Source organism: Williamsia sp. Y853 (genome assembly GCF_056786495.1).
Genome location: NZ_JBXCJC010000002.1, coordinates 496502 through 508930, shown reverse-complemented (window position 1 = coordinate 508930; position 12429 = coordinate 496502). Strand labels below are relative to the sequence as shown.

Annotated in this window: 12 protein-coding genes; 8 read left to right on the top strand and 4 right to left on the bottom strand. The window is 62.9% G+C overall.

Annotated features, from left to right (window positions below):
- The first annotated feature begins 11 nt into the window (after positions 1-11).
- The 6 genes from AC1TPF_RS14350 to AC1TPF_RS14325 all read left to right on the top strand — a co-directional run bounded on the left by AC1TPF_RS14350 (position 12) and on the right by AC1TPF_RS14325 (position 5995).
- On the top strand, positions 12-389 hold the full coding sequence (locus AC1TPF_RS14350; RefSeq protein WP_482137957.1) for a nuclear transport factor 2 family protein: 378 nt from the start codon (positions 12-14) through the stop codon (positions 387-389).
- Positions 386-1195 carry an SDR family oxidoreductase gene (locus tag AC1TPF_RS14345; RefSeq protein WP_482144508.1) on the top strand — a complete coding sequence of 270 codons (810 nt, stop codon included), beginning with the start codon at positions 386-388 and terminating at the stop codon, positions 1193-1195. The genes AC1TPF_RS14350 and AC1TPF_RS14345 overlap by 4 nt, the downstream gene beginning before the upstream one ends.
- Positions 1196-1218: 23 nt before the next feature.
- Positions 1219-2367, top strand: a complete 1149-nt coding sequence (locus AC1TPF_RS14340; RefSeq protein WP_482144507.1) for a sulfotransferase family protein — start codon at positions 1219-1221, stop codon at positions 2365-2367.
- A gap of 39 nt (positions 2368-2406) precedes the next feature.
- Positions 2407-3468 carry a DUF1214 domain-containing protein gene (locus AC1TPF_RS14335; RefSeq protein WP_482144506.1) on the top strand — a complete coding sequence of 354 codons (1062 nt, stop codon included), beginning with the start codon at positions 2407-2409 and terminating at the stop codon, positions 3466-3468.
- A 10-nt stretch (positions 3469-3478) separates the two neighbouring features.
- A complete protein-coding gene (locus tag AC1TPF_RS14330) occupies positions 3479-4372 on the top strand; it encodes a TIGR03619 family F420-dependent LLM class oxidoreductase (protein ID WP_482144505.1) in 894 nt (297 codons plus the stop codon).
- 147 nt (positions 4373-4519) lie between these two features.
- Positions 4520-5995 carry an FAD-dependent oxidoreductase gene (locus AC1TPF_RS14325; protein ID WP_482144504.1) on the top strand — a complete coding sequence of 492 codons (1476 nt, stop codon included), beginning with the start codon at positions 4520-4522 and terminating at the stop codon, positions 5993-5995.
- A gap of 59 nt (positions 5996-6054) precedes the next feature.
- Here AC1TPF_RS14325 and AC1TPF_RS14320 read toward each other — a convergent pair whose 3' ends face one another.
- The 3 genes from AC1TPF_RS14320 to AC1TPF_RS14310 all read right to left on the bottom strand — a co-directional run bounded on the left by AC1TPF_RS14320 (position 6055) and on the right by AC1TPF_RS14310 (position 8758).
- Positions 6055-7197 carry an NADH:flavin oxidoreductase gene (locus AC1TPF_RS14320; RefSeq protein WP_482144503.1) on the bottom strand — a complete coding sequence of 381 codons (1143 nt, stop codon included), beginning with the start codon at positions 7195-7197 and terminating at the stop codon, positions 6055-6057.
- Positions 7198-7201: 4 nt separating this feature from the next.
- Positions 7202-7729, bottom strand: coding sequence for a nuclear transport factor 2 family protein (locus AC1TPF_RS14315; protein ID WP_482137970.1), 528 nt, complete (start codon positions 7727-7729; stop codon positions 7202-7204).
- A 96-nt stretch (positions 7730-7825) separates the two neighbouring features.
- Positions 7826-8758 (bottom strand): 3-oxoacyl-ACP reductase, encoded by a 933-nt coding sequence (locus AC1TPF_RS14310; RefSeq protein ID WP_482137972.1) that lies wholly within the window; start codon positions 8756-8758, stop codon positions 7826-7828.
- A 356-nt stretch (positions 8759-9114) separates the two neighbouring features.
- Between AC1TPF_RS14310 and AC1TPF_RS14305 the strand changes: the two genes are divergently transcribed.
- Positions 9115-10584: an MFS transporter gene (locus AC1TPF_RS14305; protein WP_482144502.1), complete on the top strand. Its 1470-nt coding sequence runs from the start codon at positions 9115-9117 to the stop codon at positions 10582-10584.
- Between the two features lie 222 nt (positions 10585-10806).
- On the top strand, positions 10807-11697 hold the full coding sequence (locus AC1TPF_RS14300; RefSeq protein ID WP_482137976.1) for an IclR family transcriptional regulator: 891 nt from the start codon (positions 10807-10809) through the stop codon (positions 11695-11697).
- Between the two features lie 61 nt (positions 11698-11758).
- Here AC1TPF_RS14300 and AC1TPF_RS14295 read toward each other — a convergent pair whose 3' ends face one another.
- Complete coding sequence (locus AC1TPF_RS14295) at positions 11759-12262, bottom strand: flavin reductase family protein (RefSeq protein ID WP_482144501.1); 504 nt, start codon at positions 12260-12262, stop codon at positions 11759-11761.
- Positions 12263-12429 lie beyond the last annotated feature (167 nt).

Sequence of the window (12429 nt, the reverse complement as noted above, 5' to 3'; positions counted from 1 at the left end):
AGGAGTGTTTCTTGCCAACAAGAGACGAAATCTGTTCGACACTCGAGGCGTACGTAAAGTATCTGGGCAACCATGACGTGGATCAATTGGTGTCGCTCTTCGCGGACGACGCGGTGCAGCACGAGCCGCTCGGCGTGCAGACCTACCGCGGCGTGGAGGAGATCCGGGGATTTGGCACCGAGAATGCGAAGGTCGACTTCACGGTGAGCCGCTACTCGCCGATCACTGTCACCGGCCGCTACGCGGCGATGCAGATCTGCGTGCAGCGTAAGGGCATGTCCGACTTCTTGGCCACCGATCTCTTCGAGTTCGACGAGCACGGCAAGATCGCCTCGCTGAGCGTCGTTCTGGACCCGCAGGCGCACGTCACTGCGCCAGGACAACCATGACTGTGGCGCCACCGCTGCCCGGCTCGACGCAACTGCTCGAGGACAAGGTCGTGGTGATTTCGGGTGTGGGGCCTGGTCTGGGCCGTGCGATCGCACTCCGCAGTGCCGAAGTCGGCGCTGCGGTGGTGCTCGCCGCACGGACCGCTGGACGGATCGAGGAGATCGCCGAGGAGATTCGCAGCGCCGGTGGTGACGCCGAAGCGGTACCGACCGACCTGACCGACTCCGCGTCGATCATCGAGCTGGCCGCGCGGGCCCAGTCGAGGTACGGCCGAGTTGATGTGCTGATACACAACGGGTTTGTGATGCCTGCGCACGGGCGACTGCTTGATGCGGAGATGGGCGCGCTACGCGCAGGTATGGACATCAACCTACTTGCGGCGCTCGAACTCGCCAAAGCCTTCGCGCCCGCGCTGATCGCGTCGAGAGGTTCGGTGGTGATGATCAACTCGATGGTGATCCGAAACCAATTGCCCGATCTCGGGGCATACCGGGTCATGAAGACCGGACTACTGGCTCTGGCCCGCAGTCTGTCCGTCGAGTTGGGGCCGCAGGGTGTCCGTGTCAATTCTGTTGCTCCGGGATATATCTGGGCGGACTCGGTCCAGGCAATGTTCGAGGATCAGGCGCAGAAGCGGGGCGTCACGCCGCAGCAGATCTACGACGAAACGGCCTCGGGTACCGATCTGCGGCGCCTGCCTGAGCCCGGCGACATCGCGAACGCAGTGGTGTTCCTGGCCTCTGAGTCTGCGCGAGCCATCACGGGCCAGTGCCTGGACGTCAACTGCGGACAAACCCACCACTGATCAACTCAGACAAGAAAGTACAGATGACAAACGATTACGACGGTATTGGTTCGATGGAGGACCTACATCAGAGCGCAGTCGCCGCCACCGGCTACGACGACTTCGGTGGCGGCGAGTACCGCGCCGGTCTGGAGGTCCTTCTGGGTTCATTCGCGACCGAGGCCGATCTCACCCCGCACGGCCGGTTGATTGCACGCAAGATGATCATCAGTGCGCTTTCGGGCCGACTGATCAGTGAGGCGGGATTCGCCCGTCACCCCGAGCACGCCGATGTTGCAGTTGAACGACCCATCTTCGTTTCCGGCATCACGCGAACCGGTAGCACAGCGCTTCATCGCCTGCTCAGCGCCGACCCATCACATCAAGGCGTCGAGATGTGGTTGGCCGAGTCTCCGCAACCCAGACCCGCCCATGGCCGGTGGGCACAGAACAAAGACTTCATGCGATCAGACGCCCTTTATCGCGCACGCCAGGCAAACGAAGCCGACCTGATGAAGGTGCACTTCATGGGAGCCGAAGAAGTCGAAGAATGCTGGCGACTGCTACAACAGACGATGTTGTCGATCTCATTTGAATGTGTCGCCTACGTGCCGTCCTACTCGCGGTGGCTGGCCGAACAGGACTGGACCGCGACCTATGAACGGCACAAGAAGAATCTGCAGTTGATCGGCTTGAACGACACCGATCGTCGGTGGGTGCTCAAGAGTCCGAGTCACGTCTTCGCGATCGATGAGATCATGAAGGTCTATCCGGATGCGTTGATAGTGCGAACTTTCCGCGACCCGAAGACGTCGATGGCGTCGACGTTCAGTCTCGCCGAGCAGGGTAAACACGACATGTCGGATGCGTTCGACCGGGCGACAATCGGCCGTACCCAGCTCGATCTGTGGGCCCGCGGCAATGCAGACTTCAACCGTGCTCGAGCTCGCTTCAACCCGGAACAGTTCATAGACGTGGACTTCAAGGACTTCGTGGCCGACCCGATTGGCACGGTCGAGACCATTTACACGCAATTTTCGTTGCCGTTCACAGATGAAGCGCGCACCGCCGTCGCCGCCTCGCATCAAGCCAGTCTCGCCGATCATCGGCGCCCGGTGCATCAGTATTCCCTCGAAGACTTCGGCGTGACCGTCGCCGACGTCGAGGCCAAGTTTGCGGTCACCACCGTATGACGCACCTGCCGTGACCATTTCGACAACAAAAGGACTTTCATGAATGACGTTTGGGAAAAATACTGCGCAGACCTGCTCGATCTCGGCAAAATGTTCGACGACGAGATCGTCCCGCAGGATTCGCTCACGCAGGCCGAGGGCGCACGCTACCTGACCCGGCTGCTGCGCTACGCGACAATCAATTGCGTTGAGTACACGGATCCGCGGTGGCCTCAGTTCACATCGGCGCCCAACCCGAACATGATGACCAAGATCGGCGCCGACAACCCCGACAACATCTATATGCGGGCCAACATATCCGGGAAGTACCGCTACCGGATCACCGGCACCCGCGGCACGGTTCCGCTGGTGACGTTCGGATCGCGCGTCAACCGCTACCATATCGACGGCACCATGATGCAAACCGGTGATCTACATGTGCACGACCTGGAAGTCGATGAGAGCGGCCGGTTCTCGTTCATTGCCAGCGTCGACAAGCCTGCCGAGGGCGCATGGCTACCGATGGCACCGGACAGCAACCTCATCTCGGTCCGGCAGACTTATCGGGATCGTCGTAGCGAATTCCCCGCGGAGCTGGCCATCGAATGCCTGGACCCCGACGGCGTTTTCGAGCCGCTGAGCACCGAAGAAATGGGGCAGCGCCTCGACAAGGCGGTCGCCATGGTCCGGGGCACGGCGGGTACCTTCCTCGAATGGGCCCGTACGTTCCAGCCGGAGCCCAACGAGATTTTCGACCGAGGGCAGGAGACCTTTCAGAACGCCGGTGGCGATCCGACGATCTTCTACTTGCACGGTTACTGGAAGCTCGCCGAGGACGAGGCGTGGGTCATCGAGACCGAGGTTCCGAACTGCGAGTACTTCAACTTTGTGCTGCAGAACTTCTGGGTCGAATCCCTCGACTACAACCGGACGAACATCTATATCAACAACCACACCGCAAAACTGAACGACGACGGCACACTGACCATCGTCGTTGCGGCGAAAGACCCCGGTTATGGCAACTGGATCAACACCGATTCTCATGCGGAGGGGACGTGGGCCATGCGTTGGATCAAGGCCGATTCGCATCCGATCCCGACATCGAAGGTAGTGAAGCTGTGAGGTCACACTTGTGAGATGGGCACTACCCGCGGCGATGATGGCGGCCGAAGATCTCCCGGCGTTGGCACGCGTCGCCGACGAGTGCGGTTACGACGCGATCGCGATGCCCGACTCCGTGTTCTATCCGGAGTCGATCTCGGCGGGGTATCCGTATACCGCCGACGGCAAACGCATGTGGACCGGCCAGACCCCGATGCCCGATCCCTTGATCGCGATGACGGTGATGGCCACCGTCACCGAGCGGTTGCGTTTCTACACCAACGTGCTCAAGCTGCCGTTGCGGGAGCCACTGCTGGTTGCGAAGCAGGTCGCAACCATGGCGGTCATGTCGAACAACAGGATCGGTCTCGGTGTTGGGTTGTCGTGGATTCCTGAGGAGTTCCGGTTTACCGGCACCGAGATGCGGACTCGTGGAGCCCGCACCGATGAGGCACTCGAGATCCTGAAGGCCGTCTGTGGGGGCCGCGGCCCCGAGTGGGTTGAGTACCACGGCAAGCACTACGATTTCGATCGTTTGATGATGAGTCCGGCTCCGGACCAACCGGTTCCGATCTATGTCGGTGGGCACAGTGAGCCGGCTCTGCGTCGCGCCGCACGGCTTGCAGATGGATGGATCTCGGTCAACACCGACGTTGCAAAACTGCGGGTCGCCATCGATCGACTGACAGAATTGCGTACCGAATATGGTCGTGAAGAGGTGACTTTCGAAATCGATGCCTCACCGACTGATGTCCACGATATCGACGGATACCGGGCTCTCGCCGACATCGGCGTCACCCGGTGTCGGGTGATGCCGTGGCGGCTTTATGATGCCGACCCGACCGATCGTCAGGCAAAACTCGACGCGGTTCGCCGATTTGCCGACGACTGTATGGACAAGACCACATCTGCAGACCACCAGTGAAATCGGTGGCCGGACGGGCGCAGTCACATCGGACGGTTGGGTCGGGTCAGACGGTCATCGCTCCCGTTGGCCGGGATCGTCCGTGTCTGAATCCCCAGAAGTGAGTAACACGTAGGTGTTGCAACATTCTTCACGAGGAGACATCACATGACCGACAGCACGTCTATCAAGCCCATCGCCGAAAAAGACATCAGCCAGTGGGCCTTTGAGGCCGATGTGGTGATCGCCGGTTTCGGCGTTGCCGGCGCGGCGGCGGCGGTGGGTGCGGCGCAGGCCGGAGCCGATGTTCTGGTGCTCGAACGCACCGGGGGATGGGGCGGTGCCGCGGCCATGGCAGGCGGGTTCATCTACATGGGTGGCGGCACTCCGCTGCAGAAGGCCTGCGGGTTCGACGACACCGTCGAGGCCATGAAGGCCTTCATGAAAGCCGCGTTGGGACCCGGTGTCGATGAAGCGAAAATCGACATCTACTGCGAAGGCAGTGTGGATCATTACCACTGGCTCGTCGACGAGTGTGGCGTTCCGTTCAAGGAGAGCTTCTGGGGCGAACCCGGTTGGGAGCCACCGGGAGACGACGGCCTGCAGTACACCGGCGGTGAGAATGCGGCGCCGTTCAACGCGACGATCCCACCGGCGCCCCGCGGCCATGTGCCACAGATGAAGGACAAACACGTCAGCGCCGAGAAGGGTGGCGGCTACATGTTGATGAAGCCGCTCACCGACAAGGCCACCGGTTTGGGTGTGAAAGCCGAATACGACATGCGCGTACAGGCTTTGATCGTCGACGAGACGGGACGTGTTGTCGGTGTGAAGGCCAAGCAGTACGGCCACAGCGTTGCGGTGCGGGCGCGCAAAGGCGTGGTGCTCGCCACCGGCAGCTTTGCCTACAACACCACGATGGTCGAGTCGTTCGCGCCTCGACTGATCAATCGACCGGCCGCCTCGATCGAGGAACACGACGGCCGGGCGATCCGCATGTCGCAGTCGATCGGTGCCGACCTGGCGCACATGGATGCCACCGAGGTCGCCTTCTTCTGCGACCCGCAACTGTTCATCCGGGGCATCCTGGTCAACGGACGTGGTCAGCGATTCATCAACGAAGACACCTACCCCGGACGCGTCGGGCAGGCCGTACTCATCGAGAACCAGAACCAGGCATACCTGGTCCTCGACGAGGCTGCATATGAGGAGGCGCTGACACGGCCGACGTCGAGCCCGCAGCTGCGTCGCCAACCGACGTGGGTCGCGGAGACGGTCGAAGAGCTCGAGGCCGAGATGGGTTTGCCCGCAGGCGCTTTGCAGTCGACTGTCGAGCTCTACAACCGGCATGCGGCCGGTGGCGAGGATCCGTTGTTCGGCAAGAAGGCCGAATGGGTCAAGCCGATCGGATCGCCGATCGCGGCGATCGATCTGCGCGGCATGACAGGTGGATTCACGTTGGGTGGTCTGCGCACCAGCGTCGACTCCGAGGTGCTGCACGTCTCGGGTGACCCGATCCCGGGCCTCTTCGCGGCGGGTCGTTCAACTGCGGGCGTCTGCGCCGGTGGTTACGCCAGCGGCGCCTCACTCGGCGATGGCAGCTTCTTCGGACGACGCGCGGGGATCGCTGCCGCGGCCAACTGACGGCCCCGGGGATTCACCGGCGATCTGTGGAGACCGTCGGTGAATCCCGGTGTGATCCGTCAGTGCAGAGTGCCGCCGTGGGCGGTCCAGTCGAAGGCCGTCAGGGGAGCGCCTGAGCGCAGGGTCTCCGCCAACGCCGGGTTGGCGAGCTGTATGCGTCCGACCGCGATGAGGTCGAACTCGCCGGCGATGATCCGCTTCTCCACCTCGTCGATGTTGTCGACGACGGAGGCAGCTCCGTCTTCGCGACTGTCACGCAGGGTACTTCCGAGACCGACGCTGCCGACGGCCATCGCGTGCGCGCCGGTGAGCTTCTTGGCCCATCCGGCCAGCGATAGATCACTGCTGTCGAAAGCAGGTGTATTGAAACGGCGGTTGCTGGCATCGAACACATCGACGCCGGCATCGGCGAGGGCCCCGAGAACGGTTCCGAGCTCGTCGGGGGTCTCGGCGATCCGTGCGGTGTAGTCCTGTTGTTTGTGCTGGGAAAACCGATAGAAGATGGGAAGCTCGTCACCGATCGCGGCGCGGATCTTCGTGACAACCTCAACCGGGAATCGGGTGCGGGCGAGTAGATCTCCACCCCAGGCGTCGTCGCGGGTGTTGGTTCCGTGCCAGACGAACGAGTCGAGCAGGTAGCCGTGTCCGCCGTGCAGCGCGATACCGTCGAATCCGGCTTCGGCCGCGTTGATCGCGGCTTGCACAAAGGCCTCGATGACGTCGGCGATGTCTTCCTCGGTCATCGGCGTGGTCGTTTGCGTGGCGCGCGCGACGTACTCGTCTGAGTAGGACGTAGTGCCGACAGGGCCCCACAGCCCGGAGGGACGCATCTGCTTGATCGCGGGGTCGACGGGGCGCATGGCTCCCCAGAGCGGACCAACGTGCCAGAGCTGCGGAATGATCTTGCCGCCGGCGGCGTGCACGTCGTCGACAACGGTCTTCCAGCCGGCCATGGCAGCGTCGCCGTACATGTGCGGCACATCGGCATTGTCCACCGAAGAGGGGTGTTCGATGGCAACGCCCTCGGTCACGATCAGACCGGTGCCACCCTCCGCGCGACGTGTGTAGTAACGGGCGACGTCGGGTCCGGGAATGCCGTCCGGCGAGGACGACCGGGTCATCGGCGACATCGCGATCCGGTTGGCCAATTCGAGGGACCGAATCTTCAGCGGCTCGAAAAGTGCGGAGTGATTGTCAGTCATGGATTCAGAGTCCCTTAATAAAGCGGAAGAAGCGAGGTGACGCGTCGACCCTCAGGCGAGTCAGTTTTCGGTAGCTGATCAGCCACCGTCCGTCCACTTTTCGGTATTCCTCGTGGTAGTGGCCGTAACCGTGAAGGTGGAGCTCTTCGTCACCGTCGTGCCACCACAGCATGTCTTCCATCGCCCAGATTCCCCGGGCGGTGGTGTCGGAGGTCAATTCGATCTCGGGGGTGTGGCCGTGATGGGCGGTCGTGACGCTGACGGGTCCGTCGAGCAGGTTGCGGATCGCCTCGGCCAGCTTCTCCTTGCCGACAATGCGGTTCGCGGTGTCGCCGGTGCGGGGTTGCTTGTCTTCGGGCAGCCCGCCCCACGTCTCGCTCACGACGTCGTCGGTGTGTAGCGGTGCGTACTCGTGCCACTGTTTGGTGTCCATGCATCGGAGTCGCGCGGCGAAGACACGCTTGATCTCCTCTATGGCCAGAACAGCTTCGGCAGCCGATAACGAGTGCGGTGGGGGAGAAGCCTGCGACATGAACTAGAGCTTGCGGCCGGTGGCGGGCGAGGGTCAATCGCCGTCCCGCTCAGTGGCAACGCCGCATACCGGCCGCAAGTACTACGGTTCCTCGGCTCAGACGCTTGCCGGCTCGGTCGCCAGCGCGACCTCCTCGAGTGCGGCGACGCTGTAGGCGGCGTACGTCTCGTACGGTCCGCGTCCCGAGAAGTACGGGGTGAGCTGATCGTTGAGTTCTTCCACGGAGAACGCCGAGCCTGCGGCGTCGAAACGGTTCTCCACCTTGGGCGCTTCCATCAACGCGACCATCTTGCCGTAGACCACGAATACCTGTCCGTTGATCTCATCGGACGCGGGAGAGGCGAGGTAGCAGACCAGCGTTGCCACGCGTTCGGGTGCGAGCGGATCGAGCTCGGCGGTACCGGTGTTCTCGCCGAAGGCCTGGGCGGTCATCGCGGTGCGCGCCCGCGGGCAGATGGCATTCGCGCGGATTCCGTAGCGGGACAGCCCCTGCGCCGTCGAGAGTGTCAGCGCGGTGATCCCGGCCTTGGCCGCCGAGTAGTTGGGCTGACCGGCCGCTCCGAACAGGAATGCCTCCGAGGAGGTGTTGATGACCCGACCGAAAACCGGAGCGCCCGCGGCCTTGCTGGCAGCGCGCCAGTGGACGGCCGCAGCACGGGAGGTGGCGGCGTGGCCTTTGAGGTGGACGCGGATCACGTCGTCCCAGTCGGATTCGGACAGGTTGAAGATCATCTTGTCGCGCACGATCCCCGCGTTGTTGACCAGGATGTCGAACGATCCGAATGTGGAAACTGCCGTGTCGACGAGACGCTCACCGAGCGACCAGTCGGAGACATCGCCGGTCAGAGCCACTGCCTGTCCGCCCGCGGCCTTGATCTCCTCGGCAACGACGTGTGCGTTCTCGCCCATGTCGTTGACGACAACAGCAGCACCCGCCTCGGCGAGGGCGAGCGCCTCTGCACGCCCGAGGCCGGCCCCCGCGCCGGTGACGACGGCTGTGCGGCCGGACAGATCGAGTGTTTCCACCATGTTGAGCTCCTCATAGATTGCGTGTCACGCCAAAACTAGTATTCATTCTAGTTTCTGCCAAGCGGGAGAGGGGGTTTCGGGGTCTCACTGAGCAGGACTGAGGGAATTCGACTGCTCGGACCTGCTGCCGGTGCGATCGCCGCGACCCAAGATGCGCAGACCCGCTCACCTGGCGTTTTGGTCTCGGGCGGAGCCGGTCGGCCGACGGCGCGAGCCGGTGCGGCGGGGCGCGGCGGCTGCCTGCCGAACCTCGGTGGGGACGGTATCTCGCTGAGCGAGATCATGTGTCCGGCATCACGTGAGGGGTGTCACATTTCCCTAGCTTGTCTGCCCATCTAACTCGGAGTCGAACACATATGAACCTGCTGCCCCTCTCGTCTGGAGAGGCCGAGCGCGCGCCCCTCACGCGCCAGAAATCGCTGGCACTGCTGGCGGTCATCATCCTGCTTGTCGAGGTCATCCCGCTCGCCTACAACTTCGTCACCCCGGCATTGCCGGAAATCGGCAAACACTTCGCCACGACGGAGGTGGGCTGGGTCATCACGATCGTGACCCTGCTCTTGGGTGCTGCCACGCCGATTGTCGGCAAGCTCGGCGATATCTACGGCAAAAAGCGGGTGATGCTGGTTTGTTCCGTCATCTTCGGTGCCGGCGCGCTGGTGGCCGCCGTGGCACCGAACTTCACGCTGTTCCTCGTCGGTCGCGGCATGCAGGGTGTCGGCATGGCGATCCTGGTACTTGCGTACGGATTGATCCGGGACATCATGCCCCGCAGCATGATTCCGGTCGCAGTGGGTTTTGTTGCCACCGGAATGGGCGCCAGCACGATTCTTGGCCCGGTCATCGGTGGCTATCTGATCGACCACTTCGGTTACACCGGGGTGTTCTGGGCGCAGCTGATCCACGTTGCCGTGGCCGGCATCGCGTTTGCGATCCTGGTGCCTGAATCCACGCTGCGCACGAAGTCGCGACTGGACGTGGTCGGTGCTGCCATCCTCGCCGTCGGCGCATTCGTGGTGTTGTTCGGCCTTGGCAAGATGAACGCCTGGGGATACACCTCCCCGAAGACCCTGCTGTGCATCGGTGTCGGCATCCTGATCCTCGCCGGCTGGCTGTATTACGAGCGCAAGCCGGAGGAACCGCTGATCGATCTGGATCTGCTGTTGCACGCGCCGGTTGCAAAGGCGTTGGCGGGCAGTGCATTTGTACAGTTCGTTCTGATCAGCCACTCGATGCTCATCCCGATGATGGTCATGACCAAGGCCGACCTCGGGCTCGGTTACGGGTTCGGCGCGACCGCTCTGGGTGTGGCGTTCTACACCGTGCCGACCGGTGTCGCATCGATGATCGCCGGTCCGGTCAGTGGGCACCTCAGTAAGCGTTTCGGACCGGCGCCGATGCTGGTCTTCGGCGGGTTCTTCCTCGCGGTGGGTTCGATACTCATTGCGGTGATGCACGATACGACGCCGCAGTTGCTCGTAGGCCAGTTCGTAATGGGTCTGGGCCTCGGTTCTGCGTCGGCATCGTTGCCCAACTTGATCATGCGCACGGTGCCTGCCGAGGACCAGGGGATCGGCGGCGGCATGCTCAACCTCGCCGGTTCGATGGGCAGCGCGGTAGGCAGTCAGGTGATGCTCAGCATCCTGGCGATCCCCGGCCTGATCCTCATGGGTTCGTACGGGCTGTACCCGGAAAAGGGCTTCGTTTACGCCTTCCTGGCACTGGCGGTGGCCGGAGCTCTCGCCGGCGTCATGGGTGTGTTGCTCCTGCGCAACGCCGGCGCGAAGTTGCAGCCGCCGGTGAAGGCTTCGGGCGCACTCGCCTGACCCTGATCCTGCTGTGTATGAAGGGCCCGCTCCCGAAAGGAGCGGGCCCTTTGTGCGTCGCGCAATGTCCCCGGCAGTGACCGTAAGATGCTTTCTTAGGATCGCGAACTACCCCCGAGCGGCAATTTCCTCCCGGTCACCGGGACTGCTGCTACGATAATGAGAATTCATTTCAGTTTTGTCGCCTAGGCCTAGCACTGGCCAGGTTTGTTTGGAGGCCCGATGACAGTTGACACGGCTACAACCGCCCCTGCAGGAAACCCACGGCGCGATCTGCCGCCGTCGATGGTCGAGCGCATGACACTCATCCTCGACGCGTTCGACGGTCCGACAACTCGACTGACACTCGAGGAAGTCGCCTGCCGCACGCAGCTGCCACGCTCCACGGTGCATCGGATTCTGGATCAGTTGGTCCGTTTGAACTGGGTGGAACATGCCTCGTTCGGCTACAGCCTGGGGCGCCGGGCCATCGGACTCGGTGGTGGCGACGGGGGACATGCCCAACTTCGTGAAGCGGCAGCACCGCTGTTGCACGACCTGCACATGCAGACCGGAATGGTGGTGCACCTCTCTGTGCTCGACGGCAGCGAGAGTGTCTACCTGGACAAGGTCGGCGGACGATTTGCCGCCATGCTGCCTTCCCGAGTCGGAGGCCGTGCACCGGCATATTCCACGGCCGGCGGTAAAGCGATGCTGGCCTGGATGGACCCGGAGAGAGTCGATGCCCTGTACCCGCATCTGCTGAAGCGGTGCACCGAACGGACCATCACCGATCTCCCGACGTTGCATCAAGAACTCAACCGCATCAGGCAAGGCAGCGGTCTCGCGTTCGAACGCGGGGAGTCGGTGCGCGACGTGGCGTGTGTCGGTGTCGCGATCCGCAGCTACGACGGTCCGGTCGCCGCGATCTCGCTCTGCGGTGATGCGCGCACGTCACAGCTCAAAAGGGTTGCGCCGCTGGTTGTGCACGCTGCCCGAGAGGTGTCGAAAATCCTGTACCCGGAAGCAGATAGTCCGCGACGCACTCGCAAGACCGTGGCCGCGCCTGAAAAGACCTGGTCGTCTGAGGCGCTCGACCGGCTTCTGACGGTCGAGTCGGAGCAATGGCTCTAGTGCAGTAACGACTCTGGTACAGCAACGGCTCTGGTGCGGCAACCGATCCAGCGCAGGAAGGCTAGGCGCGTAGCAGCGTCGAGGGGGCCTCGATCCCGAACTTGCCCCGGAAGAAGATCAAGGGACGTTCCTCGGTCACCGACTCGAACTCGAGCACGCGGCCGATGACCACGTCATGATCGCCTGCGGTGTGGACGTCATGAATCTCGGCGTGCACCCGCATCAGCACGTTCGGCAGGGATGGGGTTGTCCACTTCGACATCTCCCACTCGAGCTCTTCGTATTTGCGGCCGGCGCTACCGCCGAACCGCGCACAGAGGTCGGTCTGCTCCTCGTGCAGCACGTTGATGCTGAACCGTCCGGAGTTGCGGATTCGGGGCCAGGACCGTCCGCGGTGGTCGGCGCAGAACAGGATCAGTGGCGGGTCGAGCGACACCGACGCGAACGACTGACACGCGAACCCGATCGGGCCCTCGTCGTCCATGCCCGTCACGACGGTCACGCCACTTGCGAACTGGCCAAGTGCGTTTCGCATCTCGGCCTGTGACATCGTTTCGATCGACATCTGATCCACCTCCGATTCCGTTGTGTGGTCGAGGATTCGACTCCAGCTGACGGCTCCGAGCGTATGGCTGGTCTCTTGGCACCCCGTGGCTTCGTCTCGCTGAGTGGAAGAAGGCGAAGATGGTCAGTTCGCCGTCGATGACCGATCTCGCTCAACGGGACGATTTC